Raw genomic sequence first — 23,844 nt, forward strand, 5'->3', positions numbered from 1 at the left:
GGCAGGCGCGTCGGTGGTCGGCCTGCACGTCGTCGCGCGTGCAGCGTCTACAGCCAGCCGTTGTGAATGAACTCGACGATCGAATACCGGCGAGGTTCGAGCGCGTGCTGCCGGACGGCCTCGACGATCCGCGACACGCCGTCCGCGTAAGGCGCCGCGCCGTACACGCGGGATTCGAACTGCAGGCTGCACGCGTCGTCCTCGATGCGGATCCGGTGGAACGCGTGGCGGCCGAGCTGATCGTCGGGAATCTGCAAGGCGTCGCGCTGCTCGTTCGGGTCGCGTACGGAGCGGATGTCCTGCGCTGGAATGCCGAGCGATTGACCGATGCCGACCGCGGTGCCGGGCACGGATGTCTTGCTGGCCTGGTGCGACTCCGTCACGCTGATGCGGCAGTCGCGAAACAGATGGCCGCTGGTTTCCAGCATGCTCATGAACTTGAGCATCAGGATGTTCGTATTCGGACAGAGCACGATGGGAAATTCGTGCGATCCGGTTTCGAGGTCGGATCCGGTGGACAGCTCGACGAGCGGCGAACCGGTTGCCTGGCAGAATGCGATCGCGGCGGGCAGTTCGCGGCCGGACCCGGCGTGTACGACGATCGATTGGGCGTCGATACGCCGGGCGTCGATACGTCGGGCGTCGCTACGTCCGGCGTCATCGCTACGTTGCAGCTCGGTGCGTGCATGTTCGGACCAGGCGATCACGTGACAGGTTGACGGATCGAGCCGGTGCGAGCCGAGCAGTTCGGTTGCCAGCTTGCCGGTGCCAACGACGATTACTTGCATGGGATAGACGGGTTGAGGTTCGGGGTTTCGATACGGAAACGGCGCAGGCCGCTCAACGGGCCGGCGCGATCATGATTCATCGCGCGGCGGACCGTGATCGGGCATTATGCCGCCCGAGTGCGGCGCATGCATGCAGTGCCGGCGTGTCGGCTCGCTGACGTGGCCCGTATCCAAGCATGCGTCGTAGTGCCCACGCATGCGTGAACGGCGCTACGCTGTCGAAACGCCGGCCGGGCCGGGCGCGTCCGGCATTGCCCCCTAACTACGCATCATCAATCATCCCTGGACCCAAGGAGAGCACATCGATGGAACACGACCTGAACGGCAAGGCAGTCGCGATCACCGGCGGATTCGGTCATCTCGGCGTCGCCACGGCCGCATGGCTCGGCCAACGCGGCGCCCGCGTCGCGCTGATCGGCCGGGGCGCGGCGCCGGACGCGCAGGCGTTGCCCGGCGTGCCGGCCGATGCGCTGCGCATCGGCGGTATCGACCTCGTCGATCCGCAGGCGGCCGCGCGCGCGCTCGACACCGTGAATCGCGAATTCGGCCGGGTCGACGCGCTGCTGAACATCGCGGGCGCGTTCACTTGGCAGACGATCGCCGACGGCGACGCAGCCACGTGGGACCGCATGTACGAACTGAACGTGAAGACGGCGCTGAACGCGTCGAAGGCCGCGCTGCCGTATCTGGTGGCGAGTCCGGCCGGCCGTATCGTCAACATCGGGGCCGGCGCGGCATTCAAGGCCGGCGCGGGAATGGGCGCGTATGCGGCGGCGAAGGCGGGCGTCGCCCGGCTCACCGAGGCGCTGGCGGCGGAGTTGCTCGATCGCGGCGTGACCGTGAACGCGCTGCTGCCGAGCATCATCGACACGCCGCCGAACCGTGCGGACATGCCCGACGCGGACTTCTCGCGCTGGGTCCGTCCCGAACAGCTCGCGGCGACGATCGGGTTCCTGCTGTCGACCGATGCGCAGGCGATCACCGGCGCCTCGATTCCGGTGAGCGGGCGCGTGGCGTAGCGGGTGGCAGGCTGTCGCGCCCGCGCACGACGTCAACGCATGCGGAATCGCGCGCGCGGAATTTCCGCGATCGCCGCGATTTCGATCAGCAGGTCGGGGCGGTACAGACGTTCGACCTGGACGGTCGTCGTCACCGGATAGGGTTCGGCGAAGAACGTCTCGCGGATGTCGCCGGCCTGCAGGAACGCGTCGATGTCGGTCGCGTAGTGAACCAGCGAGATCACATCCTGCATCTGTCCGCCCATCGCGGCGAGCACGTCGCGAATGTTGCCGAGCGTTTGCCGGACCTGAGCGCGCATGTCGGCGGCACCGACGACGTGTCCGTCCTTATCGAGTGCGACCTGTCCCTTCAGGTGGACGATCCGGCCGTCACCCTGGACCACGGCCATCGAGAACGCGCCGAACGGCGCCCAGAGTTCCGGCGGATTCACTGCTTCGGCCATGACGCGGCTCCTGTTGGTCGGTCGTCGACGCGCGAACGCAGGGTCCCGTGCGGGGCGGGGTGCCTGCATGTCGCAGTCCATCACCGTATACTGTTCGTTCAGCATCATGTGACCGAATGACGACGTGACCAAGCCTGCCACCGCGGATACGCCGGACGACGATCCGCGTCCCACCCCGCCCGAACAACCTGAACTGGAAGACTGCTGCAACAGCGGCTGCTCGCCGTGCGTTTTCGACCTGTACGACGAAGCGCTGGCGCGCTATCGCGTCGAACTGGCCGAATGGGAAGCGCGCCACGCGTCGCGCAAGCATCACCCGTGAGCCCGATGCCGGCGAGCGGTCGCGCATGCACCGTTTCCGTGTTGCCGCCGGCGATGGGCGACGCGCCCGCCGCCGTCACGCGCCGGCATGCGCCCGCCGATGCATCGGCCCCAACGCGGCCGACAGCGCGACGCACCCGAGCAGCACGACCGTCAGCGCCCACATCGCCGTCCTGAATCCCTGCACGTAGTCGAGCGCCGCCGGCTGCGCGCCGAGCCGCGCGAAGAATAACCCGCCGAGCGTCGCCGCACCGACGGCCGCGCCGATCTGCAGCATCGCGGTGACCATGCCGGACGCGACCCCGGCGCGCGCCGCATCGACTTCCGCGAGCACGATCCGCACGACCGACGGCAGCACGAGCCCTTGGCCGACGCCGATCGCCGCGATGCCCGCATAGAAGCCCGCGCCGGGCGCATGTTCGCCGGCGAGCGCGGCGGCGGTCGCGACGCCGACGGTGAGCAGCGCGAAGCCGAGCGTGAGCACGCGATAACCGCCGAACCGGGCGACGAGGCGCGGCATCAGCAACGGGCTGGCGAGGAAGCCGATGCCGAGCGGCAGGATCGCGAGCCCCGACGCAAGCGGCGACCAGTTCAGGCAGCCCTGCAGATAGATCCCGTAGCTCAGGAAGAACGCGCTCAGCATATAAAACAGGAACGCGAGCGTGAGCCCGAGCGCGACCACCGGATTGCGCAGCAGGCGCACGTCGAGCAGCGCATCGCGGCCGCCGGCGAGCCGGCGCGCTTCGACCGCCAGCAGCGCGCCGAGCATCGGCAGCGCGCCAACGATGCACGCGACCATCCACAGCGGCCAGCCCGCCTCGCGCCCGTGCGTGAGCGGATAGACGAGCATCAGCAGGAACAGCGACAGCAGTACCGTGCCGGGCACGTCGATGCGCTGGCCGCGCGGCGGCCGACTCTCGGGGATGAAGCGCCAGCTGCCGAGCAGCGCGAGGATGCCGATCGGCACATTGACCAGGAAGATCGCGCGCCAGCCGAGCCCGAACGGATGCAGGCTGATCAGCGCACCGCCGCCGAGCTGGCCGATCACGGCCGCGAGCCCGAACACGAAACCGTAGAAGCCCATCACGCGCACCTGCTCCTGCGGCGTAAACACGCTGCGAATCGTCGCGAGCACCTGCGGCGCGAGAATCGCGGCGAACAGGCCCTGCAACACGCGGCCGCCGACCAGCACCGCTCCGCTGCCGGCGAGCCCGCACAGCGCCGACGCGACGACGAAGCCGGCCATCCCGACCATGAACATCCGCTTACGGCCGTACAGGTCGCCCAGCCGCCCGCCGGTGATCTGCACGACCGCGTTCGCGCACGCGTAGGCCGACACGACGAGCTGCAGCTCGGCCGGGCGCGCACCGATGCCGTCGCGGATGGCCGGCAGCGCGAGATTCACGATGAAGTAGTCGAGCGGCGGCAGAATGGCGCCGACCAGCAGGACCACGAGCGCCCAGCCGTGATGGCTGCGCGGCGGTGCCGCGGCGGCCGCCCCGGCCGGGGTGCAAGGGGCAAGGGTGTTGTCGCTCATAAACGCAAGTCCGAAAGAATGAGGGCTGCCTCCTGAATCCCGTCGAAAAGGAAACTCAGGCTCCCGGTGAACCGATATTCTGGGGACGGTCGAGGATTCGGAAAAGCGGGAATTGGTGGTAGCATCCATCGGGTTATCAGATGGATGGAGAGAGCGATGCGCGGTTTCGACCTGGATCAGTTACGCACATTCGCGGCGGTGGCGGACGCCGGCAGCCTGACGGCCGCCGCGCCGCTGCTGCACCTGTCGCAGTCGACGGTCAGCGAGCAGGTTCGCAAGCTCGAATCGCGCGCCGGCGTGCCGCTGTTCGTGCGCAGCAAGCGCGGCGTCGAGCCGACGCCGGCCGGCACGCGCCTGTTGCAGCATGCACGGCGCATCGTCGCGCTGAACGAGGCCGCGTTCGACGAGCTGCGCGGACAGGCGATCAAGGGCGAGTTGCGCGTCGCGATCACCGACTACTACCGCACGCACGAAGTCGCGGGCCTGCTCGCGCGGCTGCGGGAGTGCTACCCGCAACTGAGCCTGCACGTGAGCGCGATGAAGAGTGCGGAGATCGAAGCCGCGCATGCGCGCGGGCAGATCGACCTCGGCGTCGTGATGAACCTGTCGAGCGGTCCGTTCCGGCCCGCGTCGGCCGACACGCGCTGGGTGCTGCGGCGCGAGCCGCTGTCGTGGGTCGCGTCGCCGGCGCTCGCCGAGCAGTTGCCCGAGCCGTTGCCGCTCGTGCTGCTGCCGGACGACTGCATGATGCATCAGATCGCGGTGCGCTCGCTCGACGAGCAGCACGCGCCGTACGTGCTCGTGCACAGCGCGTCGGGCGTCGCGGGGCTGCAGTCGATGCTCGCGGCGGGGCTCGGTGTCGGCTGCCTGTGCGCGTCGGCGATCGGCGAGGGCCTCGTGCGGCTCGGCGCGAAATACCGGCTGCCGGCGCTGCCCGACGCGGTGTTCTCGCTGACGCCGCCGATGCCCGGCGAGCGCGAGACGGTCACGCAGGCGCGCGAGGTGCTGTCGCGGCAGTTGCTGATGTGAAGCGTGAAGCGGGGCGTGCGCGGCGGGGTTGAACGGCCTAGTCGGCCGTCCCGTCGGCATACGCGCGCAGCCCGTTCGCCAGCGCATCGAACACGGCCCGGCAACGCGGGCTCGTGCGCAGATCATCGTGCATGACCACCCAGGTTTCCAGTTTCATCGTGGGCCCGTCCGGCAGCACGCGCACGAGCCGCGCATCGCGTTTCGCAAGCCCGTTCTGGCAGAAGCCGATCCCGTAGCCCGCGCGGATCATCGCGAGTTGCGCGAGATTGCTGTCGGTGCGCAGCGCGAACGCATCGCGCTTCCACAACGGCATCCCGCGCCCGGCCGAGCGGATGAACGGCGTGACCGTATCGAAACCGATCAGCGCGTGATGGGCGAGTTCGCCGGTGGTCGACGGTGTGCCGTTGCGCGCCAGGTAGTCGTCGCGCGCATACAGCCCGATGTCGATCTCGCCGACGCGCCGCGCGACGAGCGCGTCCTGCGCGGGCGGCGCCATCCGCACCGCGATGTCGGCCTCGCGGTTCAGTACATCCTGGATGCGGTCGGTCGGCACCAGTTCGATCACGAGCCCCGGATGGTCGCGCCGCAACTGCGCGAGCATCGGCGGCAGCACCTCGACCGCGATCACGTCGCTGGCCGAGATCCGCACGGTGCCGCGCACGCCCGCTCCATGGCTCGCGGCCGCCCGCTCGAACGCGGCCGCCGCGCTGCGCAGCGCCTCGGCATGGCCGCGCAGCGCGAGGGCCGCCTCGGTCGGCAGCAACCCCGACGGCGAGCGCGTGAACAGCGTCTGGCCGAATGCGGCCTCGAGCGCAGCGACGTGGCGGCCGGCCGTCGGCTGCGTGATACCGAGCGCGCGCGCCGCGCCCGACAGCGAGCCTTCCGTCAGCACGGCCAGGAAGGTGCGGTAGCGTTCCCAGTTCAGATCGATGGTCATGCATAAATGTATAGCTGATCCATTAGGTTCGGCAATTCCTTATTAGGCGGCCGGGCGCCAGAATGCGTGCTGTCAACGGTTCATACACGGAGAACGGCAATGACGGCGAACGCAGGCGGGACGCAACGAACGGCACTCGTGCTCGGCGCGAGCGGTGGCATCGGCGGCGAGGTCGCGCGTCAGCTGCGCGATGCCGGCTGGCAGGTGCGCGCGCTCAAGCGCGGGCTCGACGTCGCGACGGTGGAGCGCGACGGGATTGCATGGATACGCGGCGACGCGCTCGACCGCGAGACGGTGGTCCGCGCGGCGCGCGGCTGCAGCGTGATCGTGCATGCGGTGAACCCGCCCGGCTACCGGAACTGGAGCGGGCAGGTGCTGCCGATGATCGACAACACGATCGCGGCGGCGACGGCGGCGCAGGCGACCGTCGTGCTGCCGGGGACTATCTACAACTACGGTCCCGACGCGTTTCCGGTATTGCGCGAAGAGGCTCCGCAGCATCCGACGACGCGCAAGGGCGCGATCCGGGTTGAGCTGGAGCAGCGGTTGCAGGCGGCGACCGCGCAGGGCGTGCGCACGATCATCGTGCGGGCCGGCGATTTCTTCGGCGCGCACGCGGGCAACAACTGGTTCGGGCAGGGGCTCGTCAAGGCAGGGCGGCCGGTTGCATCCATCAGCGTGCCGGGCCGGCCGGGCGTCGGCCATCAATGGGCGTACGTGCCGGACGTCGCGCGCACGATGGTCGAACTGATCGAGCGGCGCGACACGCTGGAGCCGTTCGCGCGCTTTCATCTCGGCGGTCACTGGGACGCGGACGGCACGCAGATGGCGCAGGCCGTGCGCCGCGTCGCGCAGCGGCACGGGATGCGGCCGACGGTGCGGCGTTTCCCGTGGTGGCTCGTGTGGGCGGCCGCGCCGTTCGTCACGACGATGCGCGAGATGATCGAGATGCGTTATCTGTGGCGCGAGCCGCTCCGGATGGACAATGCGCGTGTGACGGCGGTACTGGGCCGCGAGCCGGTGACGCCGCTCGATACGGCGGTGGAGGCGGCGCTGACGGGGCTCGGGTGCTTGCGATGACGGCGGGCGGCGATGGCGAGTGGCAGGCTCGCATGCGGTTGATGCCCTTCATTGCCGGCGCACTCGGCACGCTTCGTCACGCCACGACCGGCAACGCCTCGATTGCATACCGGTGCCGCAGGCTGCGTCCGAGCACCGGATCGTGCAGTTCCATCTCGAACGCATCACCGTCGCCCATCGCCGCGATCGTGCCGTGCACGGCGACGGTACCGCCGAACATCGCGCAGCGTGCGGGCATCGTGCGCCGGTCGTCGAAGCGCTGCCACAGCACATCCGGCGCGAGCAGCGCGCTGAGCGTGCCATGCTGATACGCGACGCGTTCGTCGCCGGGCCCGACCAGCCACGAACGCATCTCGATCGCGTCCCAGTGATCGGCGATGTCCGCATGGCGCCACGCATCGCGGCCGAGCGGCTTCGCGCATACCTGTTTCGACACCGCGACGCCGTAAGCCTCGACTTCCCGATCCGTATGATCGGAACCGACCGTCACCAGCGTGCCGGCCGGGCTGTCGATCAGCACGCACTCGATCTCGCCGCCCGAACGCGCGCCGAGCACGCCGATCGACGGCGCCTGCGTGAGCAGCGCGGACGCCACGCGATAGAAACACGGCGTGGTCGACGGCGGCGCGACGCCGAGCGCCGCGAGTTCGTCGATGTGCGCGCGGATCGCTTCCGGATCGCGGCCTGCCCAGCCGGCGATCACGACGCGTTCGATCTCGACGTCGACCTGTGCCGGTGCGTGTTGCAGGGATATCACGTTGAACGACAGGGCTTGCATGCGGGTATCCGTTTGAAGTGCGAATGAATGAGGCGAATGAATGAGGTGGTCGACCGTAGCGCTCAGTCCGCGAGCGGACGGTGCGCGGTCTCGCGCGCGGCGAGCAGCGCGATCGACGTCACGACGAGCGCCGCGGTCACGTACAGCGACACGGCCGTCGTCGTCCCCGTCTGGCGGAACAGCGTCGCGATCACGAGCGGCGCGAAGCCGCCGCCGACGATGCCGGCGAGCGTGTACGCCAGTGACGAGCCCGCATAACGGACGCGTGTCGGGAACTGCTCGGTGACGAACGCGCCTTGCGGGCCGTACATCACCGCGTGGATCACGAGGCCGATGGCGACGGCCGCGACGATCGCACCCGGCCGCGCGGTGTCGAGCATCGTGAAGAACACGAACGCCCACACGATGCCGGCGATCGCGCCGGCGAGGTACACCGGCCGGCGCCCGAAGCGGTCCGACAGCGCGCCGAAGAACGGCACCGCGAGCGCGTTGCACGCCGTGCCGACCATCACCGCCGTCAGCGCGACGGGGCGCGACAGGTGCAGCACGGTCGTCACGTAGGTCAGCGTGAACACGACGATCAGCGCATACAGCACGTCGGAGCCGATGCGCGAGCCGCCGGCGATCAGCAGGCGCCGCCAGTGGCATTTCAGCACTTCGGCGACGGGGACTTCGGCGGTCGCGTGCGACTCGGCGAGCTGCTCGAACTGCGGCGTTTCGTCGACGCCGCGACGCAGCCAGAAGCCGAACACGACGAGCAGCGCGCTGGCCGCGAACGGCACGCGCCAGCCCCACGACAGGAAGTCTCCCGACGTGGTGGACAGCGTCACGAGCGCGATGCAGCCGGTGCCGAGCAGCGTGCCGAACGACGGGCCCATTTGCGTCCACGACGCGGACAGCCCGCGCCGCTTCTGGTCGCCGTGCTCGACCGACAGCAGCACCGCGCCGGCCCATTCGCCGCCGAGCGCGACGCCCTGCACGAAGCGCAGCGCGACGAGCAGGATCGGGCTCAGGATGCCCGCCTGCGCATAGGTCGGCAGCGCGCCCATCAGTGCCGTCGTCACGCCCATCAGCACGAGCGTGAGCATCAGCACCGCGCGGCGGCCGATGCGGTCGCCGAGGTTGCCGAACACGAAGCCGCCGAGCGGGCGCGACACATAGCCGACCGCATAGGTCGAGAACGCGAGGATCGTGCCCGCCAGCGGGTCGACCGACGGAAAGAACAGGTGGTTGAAGACGAGCGCGGCGAGCGTGTTGTAGATCGTGAAGTCGTACCACTCGAGCGACGTGCCGATCATGCTCGCGGACGCGAGTCGGCTGTTGCGGACACGGCGGGGCGCGTGGGCGGCGGGCTGGGCGAGAGTGCTCATGGTGTCGGGCATGTCGTGAAGGATGACGGGGGTGACGCGTGCGGGCCGATGCGCCGGCCGTGTACGGATGACTGACGCCGCGGCCGGTGGCGAAGCCGGCGTTCAGGCAGGCAGGGCGGCGGCCGGCTGCGTTTCGGCGCGTGCCACCGGCAGCGGCGCGGCGGCGCGCCACATCAGATCGAAGGTGCGCACGTCGTCGTGACCGGCGATGGCGGCGGCAACCTGGCGCGTGGCCGCGGCGTCGCTGCCTTCGATCAGCACGAGCGCGTCGGCGGCCGGACGCGCGGCCGCATCGGCGCCGATCGGCGCGGACAGGTCCGGCGCGGTGCGGAACAGGCGTGCCGCATGGATGCCGGGTTCGCGCAGCGCCACGTCGAAGCGCTCGCGCAGATGCGGCACGTCGATGCGTTCGGGCGGCAGCACGAACAGCGCGAGATGCATGCCTTCGCCATCGCCGGCCTCGATCGTCAGGTCGCCGACCCGCCGCTGCGTGCCCGTCATGCGTTCGAAGTTCGCGAGCGACCATGCGGTCTGCTGCGTGAACGCGCGCCGGTAGGCGTCGCCGCGGAACACGTCGAGCGTGTCCGTCACGTACAGCGCGAGATACTTGCGCGGGCCACCGTCGGTCGCGCGAAACCGCCGCGCATGCGTGAAGCCGGGAATCGCGACACGCTCCTGCATGTGCTCGCGGTCGTACCACGCGTTGAAATCGGCTTCGTGCGCGGGGTCGATATCCGTCCAGACGCAGAGCTGGCCGTGCGGAAGGGAAAGGCGGGTCATTGCGGGTTCCTCGTGACGGGGGGTGTCAGGAACCGCAGTGTCCCGAAGACGGGCCGCGCCCGTCCAACAAGAAAACAAATTCGCGGTGAACAGGTTTTCTTATGAGCGGCGCGGACGGCGTTTCGCCGCAGCAGCGGGCGGCGTGGATTTCGGCGTGCGTTTTGCCGCCGCGGTGCCGGTTTTTGTCGCGGGCCGGACAGCGGCGGCCTTGCCGACGGAATCGGCCTCGGCGTCGGCCTTTGCCGATGCGACCGGCTTCGCATGGCTCGCGGCGGCAGGCATTGCGCGCGCGACTTCGCTCGCCAACTCCGCGATGCGCGCGGCGACCGGCTGGCCCTGCGTGCGATACGACGCGACGAGCGGCAGCGCGGGGAATTCGGGTTCCACGTCGAGCAGTTCGAGTGCGCCTTCCTGCAGTTCGCGCCCGATGATCGCGGGCGGCAGCGCGGCCACGCCGAAACCGTCGGCGACGAGCCGGATCATCGCGGCGACCGACGTGATGCAGTTGATGCTGGCCGGCCGCTCGACGGCGGCGAACAGCCGCTCGATCGTCGCGTGCGGCCCCGAGTGGCGCGAGAAGCTGATGATCGGGTACGCGGCAAGCCGCGCGACGTCGAGCCGTTCGCCGCCGAGCCCGAGACGCGGGCTCGCCGCCCAGCGCACCGGGAATTCGCACAGCGGCAGGTTCGTGAAGTCGGGGCCGGGCACCGGGTCGGTCTGCAGGATCAGGTCGACGCCGTCGGTGCTGAGCAGGCGGATCAGGTGCAGCGTCGTGTCGCTCGTGATCTCGACGTCGAGGCGCGGATAGCGCTCGCGCAATTGCGCCATCAGCGCCGGAAAACAGCTGTGCACGATCGACTCGATCACGCCGATCCGGATCAGGCCCGCGTCGCTCGCCGCGTCGATGTCGCGCCGCATCTCGCCGTCGAGCCGCACGATCCGCTCCGCGTACGCAAGCATGCGCCGGCCCGCGGGCGTGAGCGTGGCCGAGCGCGTGTTGCGGTCGAACAGCCGCACGTCGAACGCCTCTTCGAGCGACGCGATGCGGCTCGACACGGCCGCCTGCGTCGTGTGCAGTTTCTCGGCGGTGAGCCGGAAGTTCTCCAGCTTCGCGAGCCAGACGAAGGTTTCAAGAAACCGGATGTTCATCGAATTCCGAACGGTGAGGCGGTGCCGCACGAAGGCGGCGGGATCGGTCGATGTTAGCGGATTTCCGGGGCGGGAAACGAGCGGGGCGCGTGCAGCGCGTGCGCAGGGCCGGGGGCGGGCGAGGCCGTGCCAGACGACGTGTGCGGCACGGGCACGTCGCGCGCTCGCATTCGGGAACGCATCGTGCGGACGCTTCGCCCCCGAAGTCAAAGCTTGTCGAACGCGAGCGTCGGCACATCGACGACCATCGCGCCGCCGTCGGCGACGAGCGTCGCGCCCGTCACGAACGACGCGTCGGGCGATGCGAGGAATGCGCACACGGCCGCGATTTCGTCCGGATCGGCCGCGCGCCGCAGCGGCACGTCGGCGCTCACGCGCGCATACGCGCCGTCGAGCGTGTCGCCATGCGCGGACATCAGCGGCGCCATTTCCGCATCGGCCATCGGCGTGCGGACCCAGCCCGGGCACACCGCGTTCGCACGCACGCCGTGCGGCCCGTAGTCGCGTGCGAGCGACCGCGCGAGCCCGAGCAGCGCATGCTTGCCGACCGTATAGCCGCACACGCCCGGCCCGGCCGCGAGCGCGGCGATCGACGCGACCAGCACGATGCTGCCGCGCTGCGCGATCAGGTCGGGCAGGCACGCGCGTGCGCTGACGAATGCGGTGTCGAGATTCGCGTGCATCGCGTCGCGCCATTGCGCGTCGTCGGTTTCGTCCGCGCGGCCGAGGCCGTGGCCGCCCGCGCACGCGACGAGCGCGTCGACGGGGCCGAACCGTCCGGCGATCTCCGGCAGGAAGCAGGCCCAGTCGGCCGTGCTCGCGGCGTCGCCGGCGAGGGCGAGCCCGCCCGTCTCGGCGGCGAGCGCGTCGAGCGGTGGCCGGCGTCGTCCGATCAACACGACGCGCTCGCCGCGGGCGGCGAAGCGGCGCGCGCACGCGGCGCCGATGCCGGTGCCTGCACCGGTGATCGCGATCGTTCGGGGTTGCGGGTGCGTCATGTCATTCTCCGGAAGGGTGTCGTTTCCGGTCACTTTAGGTGGCGTCGACGCACGCCGGTATCCGCCGAAAGGATGAACATCTATCGGCCGGACGGCCGAGGATTGCGCGGCACCGGGCCAGCCGGCAGGTTCCCGGCCATTTTGCAAAGGCTGACGATCGTCGGCGCCGAATCGCTCTATCCTCCGTATTTTTGCGATAAGTCGCAAAAGCCCGGCAAAATAGTACGGGCGTAGCGCGGGCGAGCCCGCGCACCGGCGCGGCGCGCCGGCCGATTCCGTCGTGCAAGCGGAACGGCAGGCGGCGATATCGGCGCGAGCGTGCGCCAGATACGAATACGGATCCATCGCGTTCGCCGATCGCGCCTGTCGCGGCGGCGGATCGCCCGGTTGCGCATCGCGCGGCCGGACCATCGACAAGAGCAGGGAGGAGCCGGCAATGAGGCTGGACGACGAAACAGAAAGCGCGAACGTCGAGGATCGACGCGGCGGCGGCGGGTTCGGCGGGCGCGCGACGATCGGCATCGGCACGATCGTGGTGGCGCTGGCCGCATCGTATTTCTTCGGGATCGACCCCCGCGTCGTGCTCGAAGGCGCATCGGCGCTGCAGGGCCGGCAGCAGCAGGCGCAGCCCGCGCCCACGCAGCACCAGGGCGCGCCGGCGAACGATCCCGGCGCGGTGTTCACGCGCAAGGTGCTCGGCAATATCGAGCGCACGTGGACGGGCGTGTTCAACACCCAGTTGCATGCGCAGTACGAGGCGCCGAAGCTCGTGATGTTCACGAACTCGACGCCGACCGCATGCGGCACCGGCCAGACCGCGATGGGGCCGTTCTACTGTCCGGCCGACCACAAGGTGTATATCGATCTCGGTTTCTATGACGAATTGCGCAAGCGGTTCGGCGCGGGCGGCGATTTCGCGCAGGCCTACGTGATCGCGCACGAAGTCGGCCACCACGTGCAGAACCTGCTCGGCATTTCCGACAAGGTCGATGCCGCGCGCCGCCGGTCGAGCCAGGCGCGCTCGAACGCGCTGTCGGTGCGGATGGAACTGCAGGCCGACTGCTTCGCCGGCGTATGGGCGAACAACGCGGAGCGCGCGAACCAGCGGCTGATGGAACCCGGCGATTTCGAGGAGGGGCTGAAGGCGGCGGCCGCGATCGGCGACGATCGGCTGCAGCAGCAAGGCCAGGGCTACGTCGTGCCGGAAAGCTTCACGCATGGCACGAGCGAACAGCGCATGTACTGGCTGCGGCGCGGGATGGAAGCCGGTGAAGTGAGCGCCTGCGACACGTTCGCCTCGAACGCGCATTGAAAGTCGGCGCGCGCCCCGTCGCGCGAGCGCATCGTCCCGATCGAATCGGCTGCACCAGCCGAACCGGGACGATTTGCCGATTTGTGCTCACCGGCCCATTTCGGCCCCGGTAGGCTGGCCCGAACTTCGACGCGTTCGGCCGCCGGCCGCTCCCATCATGCCGACCCCATCCGTTCCCGCCGACCACGAAGCCGCCGATTGGCAGCGCGCGCTGCATGCGTGCGTCGCTGCGTTCGATGCATTCGCGAGCCCGTCCGCGATTGTGTTCTACCGGCTCGACCTGAGCGGCGAGCCGGCCGATTTCGAGCTGTTCGGGATGCCGGAGTCGATGCATCGCACGTACCTCGCGCGCTACCGGATGCTCGATCCGCTGCATCCGTCGCGCTGCGCGGCGGGCACGCGCGCGGTCGTGACGCTCGCTTCGCAATTGCCTGACGAAAGACGTGCCGCGTCCGCGTACTGGACGCGTTTCCTGCGGCAGCACGATGTCGCCGATGTCGTCGAGATCTGGCTGCGCGACGACGCGGGCCGCACCGTCGGCGCGTTTTCGCTGCTGCGCTTCGGAAAAGGCGACGCGGCAGGCAACAGCACGGCGGGCCGGTTCGCGCCGGGCGAGGTCGACGCGCTGGCGCGGCTGCAGCCCGTCGCCGAAGCGGCGCTCGCTCCGCTGCTGCGTGCGCGGCGCGGGATCCACCGCATCGACTGCGAGGAGCGGCTGACCTACCGCGAAGAGCAGATCGCACGCCTCGTGCGCGACGGCCGCTCGAACAAGGAGATCGCACGCGATCTCGCGCTCGGGCAGCCGACCATCAAGACGCATCTGATGCGCATGTACCGGAAGCTCGGCGTGTCGAACCGCACGGAGCTGGTCGGGGCGCTGTTCCTGTAATTTTTCCGCTTCCGCTTCCGCTTCCGCTTCCGCTTCCGCTTCCGCTTCCGCTTCCGCTTCCGCTTCCGCTTCCGCTTTCGCTTTCGCTTTCGCCTCCGCGTTCCACCTTCCGCCTTCACGCCTTCACGCCGCACAATTCATCCGACGATAGCGCGGCATTCCCACGCCGCCGTTTCCCCATTCCCGAGCCCCACGCGTTTCGATCCCCCACGCGCTGCCAATTTGCGCTCACCGGGCGCGATCCCCCGTCGATACAGTGGTTCGACGCCCGCATGCCCGCGCGCACGCGGCCCAGCCACGATAAACATCGAGAAGACGCCCATGAGCACCACGAACTTCGTCGCCGTCAGCGACACCGTGCGCACCTTCGTCGCACGCGACTTCGGCCTTTTCATCGACGGCGCGATGCAGCCCGCGCACTCGGCCGCGCGGCTCGACGTGTACGACCCGGCCACCGGCGAGCGGCTCGCGACGGTCGCGGATGCCGACGCGCACGACGTCGATCGCGCGGTCGCGAGCGCGAAACACGCGTTCGACACCCGCGTGTGGAGCGGCCTGCGCCCGGCGGACCGCGAACGCATCCTGCTGAAACTCGCCGACCTGATCGAAGCCGACGCCGAGACGCTCGCGCAGCTCGAAACGCTGAACCAGGGCAAGTCGATCCACGTGTCGCGCGCGATCGAGGTCGGCGCGAGCGTCGAATACGTGCGCTACATGGCCGGCTGGGCGACCAAGATCACCGGCCAGACGCTCGACGTATCGATCCCGTTCCCGCCCGGCGCGCGCTATACGGCCTATACGCGCAAGGAGCCCGTCGGCGTGGTCGCCGCGATCGTGCCGTGGAATTTCCCGCTGATGATCGCGGTGTGGAAGCTGATTCCGGCGCTCGCGGCCGGCTGCACGATCGTGCTCAAGCCGTCGCCGGAAACGCCGCTCACCGCGCTGCGCCTCGCCGAACTCGCCCGCGACGCGGGCGTGCCGCCCGGCGCGTTCAACGTCGTCACCGGCGGCCGCACGTGCGGCGCCGCGCTGTCGAGCCACCCGTCGATCGCGAAAATCTCGTTCACCGGTTCGACCGCGACCGGCAAGCTGGTCGGCGCGGCGGCCGTGCAGAACATGACGCGCTTCTCGCTCGAACTCGGCGGCAAGAATCCGATCGTGATGCTCGACGACGTCGACGTCGCGCAGGCGCTCGACGGCGTCGCCGCCGGCGCGTTCTTCAACCAGGGGCAAGTGTGCGCGGCCGCATCACGCATCTACGTGCACCGCAGCAAGTTCGCGCAGCTCGCGGACGGCCTCGCGGGCGTCGCGCAGTCGATGAAGCTCGGCGCGGGCCTCGACACGACCGCGCAGATCAACCCGCTGGTCTCCGCGCACCATCGCGACAAGGTCGTCCAGCACATCGAAGGCGCGCGCCGCGCAGGCCTCACGTTCCTCGCGGGCGGCACGCCGGCCGACGATCTGCCCGGCTACTACGTGAAGCCGGCCGTGATCGCCGATCCGCATCCGGACAGCGCGATCGTGCGCGACGAGGTGTTCGGACCGGTGATCGTCGTCGTGCCGTTCGATGATGCGGCCGACGCGGTGCGGCTCGCGAACGCGTCGCCGTACGGCCTCGCCGCGAGCATCTGGAGCAACGACCTGAAGCGCGTGATGAACCTCGTGCCGCAGATCGAGGCCGGCACCGTGTGGGTGAACTGTCACATTCCGCTCGATCCGTCGATGCCGTTCGGCGGCTACAAGCAGTCGGGCATCGGCCGCGAGTTCGGGCAATACGCGATCGAAGGCTTCACCGAAACCAAATCCGTCTGCATCGCGCACTGACGCGCGGCGCGAACGCCGACCACCTCGAACCCGGGCGATCGAGGTTCAACCGATCCGAAAGTGGAGATTGCAATGAGCTACAACGAAGCGAAGTTCTGGCACCCGATGCTGCACCCGAACGAAATGAAACAGCGCAAGCCGATCCGCATCGCGCGCGGCGACGGCTGCTACGTGTTCGACGAAGAGGGGCGCAAGCTTGTCGACGGCGTCGCGGGCCTGTGGAACGTGAACGTCGGGCACAACCGCCAGGAAGTGAAGGACGCGATCGTGCGTCAGCTCGACGAACTCGAATACTTCCAGCTGTTCGACGGCATCTCGCATCCGCGCGCGGAAGAGCTGTCGAAGAAGCTGATCGACATGCTCGAACCGGAAGGGATGCGCCGCGTGCTGTACAGCTCGGGCGGCTCCGACTCGATCGAGACCGCGCTGAAGATCGCGCGCCAGTACTGGAAGGTGCGCGGCCAGGCCGACCGCACGAAGTTCATCTCGCTGAAGCAGGGCTATCACGGCACGCACTTCGGCGGCGCGTCGGTGAACGGCAATACGGTGTTTCGCCGCAACTACGAGCCGAACCTGCCCGGCTGCTTCCACGTCGAGACGCCGTGGTTGTACCGCAACCCGTTCACGCAGGATCCGGAGGAACTCGGCCGGATCTGCGCGGAAATGCTGGAGCGCGAGATCCAGTTCCAGAGCCCCGACACGGTTGCCGCGTTCATCGCCGAACCGGTGCAGGGCGCGGGCGGCGTGATCGTGCCGCCGGCCAACTATTGGCCGCTCGTGCGCGAGGTGTGCGACCGCTACGGCGTGCTGCTGATCGCCGACGAGGTCGTGACGGGCTTCGGCCGCAGCGGCAGCATGTTCGGCAGCCGCGGCTGGGGCGTGCGCCCTGACATCATGTGTCTCGCGAAGGGGATCTCGTCCGGCTACGTGCCGCTCGGCGCGACGGCCGTGAACGCGCGGATCGAGGACGCATTCGCCGCGAACGCGGACTTCGGCGGCGCGATCATGCATGGCTACACGTACGCCGGGCACCCGGTTGCGTGCGCAGCCGCGATCGCGAGCCTCGACATCGTCGTGAAGGAGGACCTGCCGGCGAACGCGGCGAAGCAGGGCGCGTATCTGCTCGAAGCGCTGCGGTCGTTTCCGGAACGCTTCGCGGCGGTCGGCGAGGTGCGCGGCAAGGGGCTGATGCTCGCGCTCGATCTCGTCGCGAACAAGCAGACCCGCGAGCCGATCGACCCGCTGTCCGGCTATGCGAACGCGGTCGCGGAAGTGGCGCGCGAGCACGGCGTGCTGGTGCGTCCGGTCGGCACGAAGATCATCCTGTCGCCGCCGCTCGTGATCCAGCGCGAGCCGCTCGACCGGATCGTCGACGCGCTCGCGGCGGGCTTCGAGGGCGTGCCGTTCGCGTGAGGGTGTAAGGGCCGTAAGGGCGTGCTGTCGTGACCGCGTGAGCGCATGACGACAAACCGGCGGTGGAGGGCGGGATAACCCGCTCCCCACCGCCGTTTTGCCGATTTGCGCTATGACCGAACAATTTTGCCTGCGTATTTTTTCGACATCGGATCGAGTTTGATCGACAGTGGCCCGGGGTCGAAGCGCTGACGCGCTGCCCCGGGCCGGCCGCGAAGCACGGAACGGAACGGCCGCCGCAGCGGCGGCGCCGGCCGAAACAGGAAGGAGACGACGATGTCGGGATGGTCTGGAGTGACGGGCGCCGCGGGCGAAACGCCCGCCGGTGCGCCGGCTGAAGCGGGCGGCGGCACGGTGCTGACGGCGGGCGCGGTTGGTTTTCCGACCGCGCTGGCGAGCGCCGTCGGCCTCATCATGGCGAGCCCGGTGATCCTCACCGCGACGTCGGGCTTCGGGATGGGCGGCTGGGCGTTCGCGGTCGCGATGATCATCGCGTTCGTGATGATGCAGGCGCAGGCGACGACGTTCTCCGAAGCCGCCGCGATGCTGCCGACGGCCGGCTCGGTTTACGATTACCTGTCGTGCGGGCTCGGCCGCTTCTGGGCGATCACCGGCACGATTTCCGCGTATTTCCTCGTCCACGTGTTCGCCGGCACGGCGGAGACGATCCTGAGCGGGATCATGGCGCTCGTGAACTTCGAGTCGCTGAACGCCGCGCTCGAGAAGCACAACAGTTCGTGGCTCGTCGGCGTCGGCCTCGTGGTCACGTTCGCGATCACCAACATCATCGGCATCAAGGTGTTCAGCAAGCTCGAGATCGTGCTGACGGCCGGCATGTGGCTGTCGCTGATGATCTTCGGGATCCTCGGCCTCGTCGCGGCGCCCGCCGTGCATCTCGACGGCTGGTTCGGCGGCTCGGCAGTCGGCACGTCGGTGCCGGCGGTGCTGTCGCTGGTCGGGATGGCGATGTTCATGTTCGTCGGCTGCGAGTTCGTCACGCCGCTCGCGCCGGAAATGAAGGCGCCGGGCCGCACGATTCCGCGCGCGATGGCGCTCGGCCTCGTCGGCGTCGCGATCTGCATGTTCCTGTACGGCGCGGCGATCCGCCGCCAGGTCGCGAACGTGCCGGTCAGCCCCGACGGCCTGACGCACCTGCTCGACACGCCGGGCGCGATTCCCGCGTTCGCGCTGCAGGTGCTTGGGCCGTTCGGCCGCGTGTGGTTCGGCATCGCGTTCCTGTGCGCGGGCGCCGCGACGATCAACACGCTGATGGCCGGGCTGCCGCGCATCCTGTACGGGATGGCGATCGACGGCGCGCTGCCGCGCTGCTTCGCGTATCTGCATCCGCGCTTCAAGACGCCGGTGGTCGGCATCGTCGCGGCGGCGATCGTGCCGATTGCGCACGCATGGCTGATCCACGGCAACCTCGACAGCATCCTGCACCTCGTGCTCGCCGCGACCTGCGCATGGGGCACCGCGTACCTGCTCGTCACCGCGTCGGTCGTGATGCTGCGCATCCGCCGTCCCGACCTGCCGCGCCCGTACCGTTCGCCGCTGTTCCCGCTGCCGCAGATCGTGTCGAGCGTCGGCATCGTGCTCGCGATCTGGTACATCACGCCGCCCGGCATGAACGCGCGCGACATCTACGTGCCGTTCGGCGCGATGCTCGGGCTCACCGCGCTGTATGCGCTGTTCTGGACGGTCGTCGTGCAGCGCCGGCATCCGTTCAAGCCGGTGCCGGTCGAGGAAGTGCTGCGCCGCGAGCACGTCGCGTCGTGAAGCTCGCGTTCGCCCGGTGGCGCACGGCGCCTGATACCCCGCCGCCCGGTCACCGGCCCGGCGCGATCGTCGCGCGCGTGCTGGCCGACCTCGGTGCGGTACGCGCGGCGAACGGCGCCGCGGCCGACACCGTGGCCCGGCTGCCGAACGGCGTGCACGTGCGCGTCGACGAGCGCGTCGAGCGGCAGTTCCTGATGCATACGGTCAGCGTGCGGGTGATGGTCGCCGCGCGCGGTCCGGCCGGGAAGGGCCGCGCACGCGTGCTGCAGACCGGCTGGCTGCGGCGCACCGGCGTCGCGGCCGAACCCGAGCCGGGATGCGACCCCGGATTCGCGCGCGCGGTGGCCGCACTCGTCGCGCAGCCGTCGCTTGCCGACGCGCTGCGCCCGCTGCACCTGACCGACTGCACGATCGTCGCGCACGACGGACGCTGGACGCTTGCCGTCGTGCCGTTCGGCGGCAGCGAGGTCGTGAACCGGATGCCGTCGTTTCGCCGCTATGTCCGCCTCACCGGCGAGCAGGCCACCGCGCTGTCGGCGGCCTGTCTTGCATTCGAAGCCGCACTGCGCGGAATTTTGCGGGGGTAAGCTGTGCCGTTGCGACCCGTACGGCCGCAACGTGGATTCAGGGTTTTACCGGAGACGCCGATGCTGTTCCAGTCACGCTCACACGAAGACGTGCATGACCACGGGCTCGCGATCGCCGGTTGGCATCAGGTCTACCGCCAGATGACGCCGGGCCGGTTCAGGGGCACCGTCACGCAGGTGCTGTACGACGACTTCCATTTCTTCCGCGAGACGACCAACCGGCGAGTCGCGCAAACCGGCCTCGCGCCGGCCCAGCGCACGTCGCTCGCGGTGCCGTTGTCGGTGCCGCTCGCCGGTACGTTCCAGGGCCAGCCGGTCGACGGCTATGCGCTGCTCGCGCTGCGCGCCGGCGAGGATTTCGAATTCCATACGCCGGAAGGGATGGGGCTGGTCGGGATCAGCGCCGCATCGGACATGATCGACGAGCTGTGCGAAGCCGAGTTCGGCGCGGCTGGCGCGCGCAAGCTGCGGCACGTCACGCGGCTGTCGGATGAGCAGGGCGTCGCGCTCGGCGCGCGGCTGTCGTCGCTGATCGACGATGCGCAGCGCAATCCCGGCTGCCTCGAATACGCGGCCACCCGCAAGATGTTCCGCGACGCGATGCTCGGCATGTTCCTCGATGCGCTCGATCAGGGCATCGGCGTCGAGCGCCGCGACATCACCCACGCGACCTACAGCGATATCGTCAGCCGTTGCGAGAAGCATCTGCGCGACCGGCCCGAGGAACCCGTCACCGTGCTCGAACTGTGCCGCGCGCTGCGCTGCAGCCGACGTACGCTGCAGACGAGCTTCCAGCGCGTCGCCGACGTCACGCCCGTCGGCTATTTGCGCACGATCCGGCTGAACGCGGTGCGGCGCCTGCTGCGCACCACGTGCGCGCACCAGCTGGGCGTCGGTGAGGCCGCCGCGAGCTGGGGTTTCACGCATCTGGGCTATTTCGCGCGCGAGTATCGCGACCTGTTCGGCGAGCTGCCGTCGCAGACCTTGCGTCCCGAATGACGTCTTCGCGCCGCGACGGTGACGCCGCGCGCCCTCGTGGGATACCCGATCGCTTCACCGTTTGCTGATTTGGGATAGAGGTCCCGAATTTTCGCTGGATAGAGTCCTGTCACCCATATCGACAACTCCATCGATCTGCACTGCGAATCGATGACAACAGAGGGGCGGGACATGAAGATCGGACGACGACTGGCCGCGGCCGCGGCCACGCTGGGTTGCATGCACGCACACGCGCAGACCTCCGGCAGCGTGACGCTGTACGGCACCGTGGACACCGGCATCATCTATTCGACGAACCAGCAGTTCACGCGCGCCGACGGCAGCACGGGCGGCGGCCATGCGTGGCAGATGGGCGGCGGCAACCTCGTGCCGTCCCGCTTCGGCTTCCAGGGCGCCGAACCGCTGGGCGGCGGGCTCGACGCGGTGTTTTCGCTCGAGCAGCAGTTCCTGTCCGCGAACGGGCAGGCGCTGCAGGGCGGCACCGCGTTCAGCCGACAGGCATGGGTCGGGCTGCGCCAGGACGGGATCGGCACGCTCGGCCTCGGCCGGCAATACGACTCGTACACGGACATGCTCGGCGCGTATGTCTCCAGCAACAACTGGGCGACGCCGTACGGCTCGCACCTCGGCGACGTCGACAACCTGAATGCCGCGTTCAACTTCAACAACGCGGTGAAGTTCACCAGCGCGGACTTCCACGGCCTGACGGTCGGCGGCACGTTCAGCTTCGGCGGGCAGGCCGGCGACTTTTCCGCGAAGCGCGGCTATGCGGTCGCGGCGACCTATACCCGCGCGCCGATCGCGTTCTCGGTCGGCTATCTCGACCTGCACCAGCCGCTCGACGCGGCGCTCGGCGGCGCGAGCGGCTATATCGGCGACTTCGCGTGCAGCAACCCGGGCGCGATGTACTGCCTGTTGCAGGATGCCGGCTCGATGCGCGCGTTCGGCGCGGGCGGCTCGGTGACGCTCGGCGCGGCAACGCTCGCGCTGACCTATACGCACACGCGCGTCGGCGACAGCCGCTATTTCTCGACCGACGCGCAGCCGCGCACGCAGGCGTTCACGTTCGACATCGGCGAGCTGAACGTCACGTACATGTTCACGCCGGCGCTGCAGGGTGGCGTCGCGTATATCTTCAACGCCGCGCACACCGACGGGCGCGGCACGACGCGCTTCCATCAGCTCAACGTCGGCACGAACTACAGCCTGTCGAAGCGCACCGCGCTGTACGCGCTCGCGATCGGCCAGATCGCGAGCGGCGCGGGGCTCGGCACCGACGCGAACGGCAACGCCGCGAACTACGCGCAGATCCCGGTGCTCGCGAACAGCAATTCGAGCCGCCAGCTCGCGGTGATGGCGGGGATCCGCGTGAACTTCTGACGGCGCGCGCGGCGGCCCGGGCGGACGCGGCGAGCCGCGCCGGTGGCCGGTCCCGCCCTGTGCCACAAATTCTTAACGATCGACGTGAACAATGGCGTTCGCTTCAGGCCGCCCGAAGCGTCGCCCGCGTTGCACACGTGTGCAACGCAAGGCCGACCCGCCACCACGCCGATCGAGAGAGACCTCATGACCCTGTTGAGCCGCCTGCGCGCGCTGTCCGCCGCTGTTGCGCTGTCCTTTGCCGCCTCGCACGCCTTCGCGGCGGATCTCGTCATCGCGGGCCGCGACGACATCTACGGCAAGGGGCTGGCCGACGCCGTCGCCGGCTTCACCAAACTGCATCCGGGCACCGACATCGAGCTGCTCAAGCTGCCGAACGCGAACCTGTACCAGAAGCTGAAGCTGTCGATGCGCGAAGGCACCGGCACGTACGACCTCGTGATGATGGACGACACGTGGGCGCACGAATTCATCGGCAACGGCTGGCTGAAGCCGCTGCCGGCGTCGCTCGCCGATGCCGATCTGGTGCCGTCCGCGGTCGCGCTCGGCCGCAACGCGGCGGGCGCGCTGTACGCGCTGCCGATCGTCGGCAACGTCGAGATGTTCGCTTACCGGAAGGATCTGCTCGCGAAGTACAAGCTGCAGCCGCCGCGCAACTGGGACGACGTGCTGAAGATCGCGCAGACCGTCGGCGGGGCGGACAAAAGCGTGTCCGGCGTCGTGTTCCGCGGCACGAAGGGCAACCCGGTCGTGACGGGTTTCCTGCCGATCCTGTGGGCCTACGGCGGCGACGTGTTCGACCGTGCCGGCAACGTGACGATCGATTCGCGCGAGTCGCAGGCCGCGCTGAAGACCTTCCTCGCGCTGAAGGCGTCCGCGCCGAAGGACGTCGACGTGTACGGCGCCGCCGAAGTGCGCGACGCGCTGCAGCGCGGCACCGCCGCGCAGTCGATCGAAGTGTGGCCGGCGTGGATTCCGGCGCTCGACGATCCGAAGCAGTCGCGCGTGGTCGGGCAGATCGCGCTGCAGCCGCCGCCCGGGCAGACGGCGGGCCCCGCACCGATGCTCGGCATCTGGCAGATGGGCATTCCGAAGGATGCGCCGCACGCGAAGCTCGCGCAGGAATTCCTGAGCTACCTGAGCTCGCGCGACACGCAGACGCGCCTCGCCGGAATCGGCATTCCGCCGACGCGCCGCAGCGTGTTCGCCGATCCTGCGCTGGTGCGCCAATACCGCTGGTATCCCGATCAGCTGAAGGCGCTCGAGGCCGGCCGTGCACGGCCGCGCGTGAAGGACTGGCAGCAGGTCGAGAGCATTCTCGGCGACCAGCTGCAGCTCGCGCTAACCGGGCAGGCCGCACCCGACGCCGCGCTGCGTCAGGCGCAGCAGAAGATCGCGCAGGCGATGGCCGCGGCCGGCAAGTGACGGCCCG

General features: G+C 69.4%; 22 protein-coding genes. 13 read left to right on the forward strand and 9 right to left on the reverse strand.

Annotation, left to right across the window (positions count from 1 at the left end):
- Nucleotides 1-47 precede the first annotated feature (47 nt).
- Entirely contained in the window at nucleotides 48-788 is a 741-nt protein-coding gene (locus tag SB771_RS17380) for a dihydrodipicolinate reductase C-terminal domain-containing protein (RefSeq protein WP_175658971.1), read from the reverse strand.
- A 305-nt stretch (nucleotides 789-1,093) separates the two neighbouring features.
- Here SB771_RS17380 and SB771_RS17385 point away from each other — a divergent pair, with 305 nt between their 5' ends.
- Nucleotides 1,094-1,807, forward strand: a complete 714-nt coding sequence (locus SB771_RS17385; protein WP_165753451.1) for an SDR family NAD(P)-dependent oxidoreductase — start codon at nucleotides 1,094-1,096, stop codon at nucleotides 1,805-1,807.
- A 32-nt stretch (nucleotides 1,808-1,839) separates the two neighbouring features.
- Here SB771_RS17385 and SB771_RS17390 read toward each other — a convergent pair whose 3' ends face one another.
- Nucleotides 1,840-2,250 (reverse strand): RidA family protein, encoded by a 411-nt coding sequence (locus SB771_RS17390; RefSeq protein WP_175658972.1) that lies wholly within the window; start codon nucleotides 2,248-2,250, stop codon nucleotides 1,840-1,842.
- A 124-nt stretch (nucleotides 2,251-2,374) separates the two neighbouring features.
- On the opposite strand from SB771_RS17390, the gene SB771_RS17395 reads away from it, so the two are divergent.
- Nucleotides 2,375-2,572, forward strand: coding sequence for an oxidoreductase-like domain-containing protein (locus SB771_RS17395; RefSeq protein WP_041491497.1), 198 nt, complete (start codon nucleotides 2,375-2,377; stop codon nucleotides 2,570-2,572).
- Nucleotides 2,573-2,647: 75 nt separating this feature from the next.
- On the opposite strand, the gene SB771_RS17400 is transcribed toward SB771_RS17395, so the two are convergent.
- On the reverse strand, nucleotides 2,648-4,108 hold the full coding sequence (locus SB771_RS17400) for an MFS transporter (RefSeq protein WP_175658973.1): 1,461 nt from the start codon (nucleotides 4,106-4,108) through the stop codon (nucleotides 2,648-2,650).
- A gap of 156 nt (nucleotides 4,109-4,264) precedes the next feature.
- On the opposite strand from SB771_RS17400, the gene SB771_RS17405 reads away from it, so the two are divergent.
- Nucleotides 4,265-5,137, forward strand: coding sequence for a LysR family transcriptional regulator (locus SB771_RS17405; protein ID WP_006755162.1), 873 nt, complete (start codon nucleotides 4,265-4,267; stop codon nucleotides 5,135-5,137).
- Nucleotides 5,138-5,174: 37 nt separating this feature from the next.
- Here SB771_RS17405 and SB771_RS17410 read toward each other — a convergent pair whose 3' ends face one another.
- Nucleotides 5,175-6,074 (reverse strand): LysR family transcriptional regulator, encoded by a 900-nt coding sequence (locus tag SB771_RS17410; protein WP_175658974.1) that lies wholly within the window; start codon nucleotides 6,072-6,074, stop codon nucleotides 5,175-5,177.
- Between the two features lie 99 nt (nucleotides 6,075-6,173).
- Here SB771_RS17410 and SB771_RS17415 point away from each other — a divergent pair, with 99 nt between their 5' ends.
- Nucleotides 6,174-7,154: an NAD-dependent epimerase/dehydratase family protein gene (locus SB771_RS17415; RefSeq protein ID WP_175658975.1), complete on the forward strand. Its 981-nt coding sequence runs from the start codon at nucleotides 6,174-6,176 to the stop codon at nucleotides 7,152-7,154.
- Nucleotides 7,155-7,230: 76 nt separating this feature from the next.
- Here SB771_RS17415 and SB771_RS17420 read toward each other — a convergent pair whose 3' ends face one another.
- From SB771_RS17420 to SB771_RS17440, 5 genes are all read right to left on the reverse strand, one after another.
- Nucleotides 7,231-7,932, reverse strand: a complete 702-nt coding sequence (locus tag SB771_RS17420; RefSeq protein ID WP_175658976.1) for a DUF2848 domain-containing protein — start codon at nucleotides 7,930-7,932, stop codon at nucleotides 7,231-7,233.
- 62 nt (nucleotides 7,933-7,994) lie between these two features.
- Nucleotides 7,995-9,314, reverse strand: coding sequence for an MFS transporter (locus SB771_RS17425; protein WP_175658977.1), 1,320 nt, complete (start codon nucleotides 9,312-9,314; stop codon nucleotides 7,995-7,997).
- 90 nt (nucleotides 9,315-9,404) lie between these two features.
- Nucleotides 9,405-10,082, reverse strand: a complete 678-nt coding sequence (locus tag SB771_RS17430; RefSeq protein WP_175658978.1) for a DUF4286 family protein — start codon at nucleotides 10,080-10,082, stop codon at nucleotides 9,405-9,407.
- Nucleotides 10,083-10,181: 99 nt separating this feature from the next.
- Nucleotides 10,182-11,231, reverse strand: a complete 1,050-nt coding sequence (locus SB771_RS17435) for a LysR family transcriptional regulator (RefSeq protein ID WP_175658979.1) — start codon at nucleotides 11,229-11,231, stop codon at nucleotides 10,182-10,184.
- A 206-nt stretch (nucleotides 11,232-11,437) separates the two neighbouring features.
- Nucleotides 11,438-12,229 carry an SDR family NAD(P)-dependent oxidoreductase gene (locus SB771_RS17440; RefSeq protein ID WP_175658980.1) on the reverse strand — a complete coding sequence of 264 codons (792 nt, stop codon included), beginning with the start codon at nucleotides 12,227-12,229 and terminating at the stop codon, nucleotides 11,438-11,440.
- A 436-nt stretch (nucleotides 12,230-12,665) separates the two neighbouring features.
- Between SB771_RS17440 and SB771_RS17445 the strand changes: the two genes are divergently transcribed.
- The 9 genes from SB771_RS17445 to SB771_RS17485 all read left to right on the forward strand — a co-directional run bounded on the left by SB771_RS17445 (nucleotide 12,666) and on the right by SB771_RS17485 (nucleotide 23,837).
- A complete protein-coding gene (locus SB771_RS17445; RefSeq protein ID WP_011659158.1) occupies nucleotides 12,666-13,541 on the forward strand; it encodes a neutral zinc metallopeptidase in 876 nt (291 codons plus the stop codon).
- A 157-nt stretch (nucleotides 13,542-13,698) separates the two neighbouring features.
- Nucleotides 13,699-14,430, forward strand: a complete 732-nt coding sequence (locus tag SB771_RS17450; RefSeq protein ID WP_175658981.1) for a helix-turn-helix transcriptional regulator — start codon at nucleotides 13,699-13,701, stop codon at nucleotides 14,428-14,430.
- Nucleotides 14,431-14,751: 321 nt separating this feature from the next.
- Nucleotides 14,752-16,254, forward strand: coding sequence for an aldehyde dehydrogenase family protein (locus SB771_RS17455; RefSeq protein ID WP_175658982.1), 1,503 nt, complete (start codon nucleotides 14,752-14,754; stop codon nucleotides 16,252-16,254).
- 72 nt (nucleotides 16,255-16,326) lie between these two features.
- A complete protein-coding gene (locus tag SB771_RS17460; protein WP_175658983.1) occupies nucleotides 16,327-17,667 on the forward strand; it encodes an aspartate aminotransferase family protein in 1,341 nt (446 codons plus the stop codon).
- A 276-nt stretch (nucleotides 17,668-17,943) separates the two neighbouring features.
- The gene (locus tag SB771_RS17465; RefSeq protein ID WP_175658984.1) at nucleotides 17,944-19,446 is read left to right on the forward strand and encodes an APC family permease; all 1,503 of its coding nucleotides are present in this window, start codon (nucleotides 17,944-17,946) and stop codon (nucleotides 19,444-19,446) included.
- The gene (locus tag SB771_RS17470) at nucleotides 19,443-20,033 is read left to right on the forward strand and encodes a DUF3156 family protein (protein WP_175658985.1); all 591 of its coding nucleotides are present in this window, start codon (nucleotides 19,443-19,445) and stop codon (nucleotides 20,031-20,033) included. The genes SB771_RS17465 and SB771_RS17470 overlap by 4 nt, the downstream gene beginning before the upstream one ends.
- A gap of 60 nt (nucleotides 20,034-20,093) precedes the next feature.
- Nucleotides 20,094-21,032, forward strand: a complete 939-nt coding sequence (locus SB771_RS17475; protein ID WP_175658986.1) for a helix-turn-helix domain-containing protein — start codon at nucleotides 20,094-20,096, stop codon at nucleotides 21,030-21,032.
- Between the two features lie 171 nt (nucleotides 21,033-21,203).
- Nucleotides 21,204-22,412 (forward strand): porin, encoded by a 1,209-nt coding sequence (locus tag SB771_RS17480; protein ID WP_175658987.1) that lies wholly within the window; start codon nucleotides 21,204-21,206, stop codon nucleotides 22,410-22,412.
- Between the two features lie 186 nt (nucleotides 22,413-22,598).
- On the forward strand, nucleotides 22,599-23,837 hold the full coding sequence (locus SB771_RS17485; RefSeq protein WP_175658988.1) for an ABC transporter substrate-binding protein: 1,239 nt from the start codon (nucleotides 22,599-22,601) through the stop codon (nucleotides 23,835-23,837).
- The last annotated feature ends 7 nt before the right edge of the window (nucleotides 23,838-23,844 follow it).

This window comes from Burkholderia sp. SIMBA_051 (genome assembly GCF_046534915.1).
GTDB classification, from domain to species: Bacteria; Pseudomonadota; Gammaproteobacteria; order Burkholderiales; family Burkholderiaceae; genus Burkholderia; species Burkholderia ambifaria.

What these genes read in the sequence shown, in the direction of transcription:
- SB771_RS17380 (WP_175658971.1), bottom strand. Translation starts at nt 788, where the DNA reads ATGCAAGTAATCGTCGTTGGCACCGGCAAGCTGGCAACCGAACTGCTC.
- SB771_RS17385 (WP_165753451.1), top strand. Translation starts at nt 1,094, where the DNA reads ATGGAACACGACCTGAACGGCAAGGCAGTCGCGATCACCGGCGGATTC.
- SB771_RS17390 (WP_175658972.1), bottom strand. Translation starts at nt 2,250, where the DNA reads ATGGCCGAAGCAGTGAATCCGCCGGAACTCTGGGCGCCGTTCGGCGCG.
- SB771_RS17400 (WP_175658973.1), bottom strand. Translation starts at nt 4,108, where the DNA reads ATGAGCGACAACACCCTTGCCCCTTGCACCCCGGCCGGGGCGGCCGCC.
- SB771_RS17405 (WP_006755162.1), top strand. Translation starts at nt 4,265, where the DNA reads ATGCGCGGTTTCGACCTGGATCAGTTACGCACATTCGCGGCGGTGGCG.
- SB771_RS17410 (WP_175658974.1), bottom strand. Translation starts at nt 6,074, where the DNA reads ATGACCATCGATCTGAACTGGGAACGCTACCGCACCTTCCTGGCCGTG.
- SB771_RS17415 (WP_175658975.1), top strand. Translation starts at nt 6,174, where the DNA reads ATGACGGCGAACGCAGGCGGGACGCAACGAACGGCACTCGTGCTCGGC.
- SB771_RS17420 (WP_175658976.1), bottom strand. Translation starts at nt 7,932, where the DNA reads ATGCAAGCCCTGTCGTTCAACGTGATATCCCTGCAACACGCACCGGCA.
- SB771_RS17425 (WP_175658977.1), bottom strand. Translation starts at nt 9,314, where the DNA reads ATGCCCGACACCATGAGCACTCTCGCCCAGCCCGCCGCCCACGCGCCC.
- SB771_RS17430 (WP_175658978.1), bottom strand. Translation starts at nt 10,082, where the DNA reads ATGACCCGCCTTTCCCTTCCGCACGGCCAGCTCTGCGTCTGGACGGAT.
- SB771_RS17435 (WP_175658979.1), bottom strand. Translation starts at nt 11,231, where the DNA reads ATGAACATCCGGTTTCTTGAAACCTTCGTCTGGCTCGCGAAGCTGGAG.
- SB771_RS17440 (WP_175658980.1), bottom strand. Translation starts at nt 12,229, where the DNA reads ATGACGCACCCGCAACCCCGAACGATCGCGATCACCGGTGCAGGCACC.
- SB771_RS17445 (WP_011659158.1), top strand. Translation starts at nt 12,666, where the DNA reads ATGAGGCTGGACGACGAAACAGAAAGCGCGAACGTCGAGGATCGACGC.
- SB771_RS17450 (WP_175658981.1), top strand. Translation starts at nt 13,699, where the DNA reads ATGCCGACCCCATCCGTTCCCGCCGACCACGAAGCCGCCGATTGGCAG.
- SB771_RS17455 (WP_175658982.1), top strand. Translation starts at nt 14,752, where the DNA reads ATGAGCACCACGAACTTCGTCGCCGTCAGCGACACCGTGCGCACCTTC.
- SB771_RS17460 (WP_175658983.1), top strand. Translation starts at nt 16,327, where the DNA reads ATGAGCTACAACGAAGCGAAGTTCTGGCACCCGATGCTGCACCCGAAC.
- SB771_RS17465 (WP_175658984.1), top strand. Translation starts at nt 17,944, where the DNA reads ATGTCGGGATGGTCTGGAGTGACGGGCGCCGCGGGCGAAACGCCCGCC.
- SB771_RS17475 (WP_175658986.1), top strand. Translation starts at nt 20,094, where the DNA reads ATGCTGTTCCAGTCACGCTCACACGAAGACGTGCATGACCACGGGCTC.
- SB771_RS17480 (WP_175658987.1), top strand. Translation starts at nt 21,204, where the DNA reads ATGAAGATCGGACGACGACTGGCCGCGGCCGCGGCCACGCTGGGTTGC.
- SB771_RS17485 (WP_175658988.1), top strand. Translation starts at nt 22,599, where the DNA reads ATGACCCTGTTGAGCCGCCTGCGCGCGCTGTCCGCCGCTGTTGCGCTG.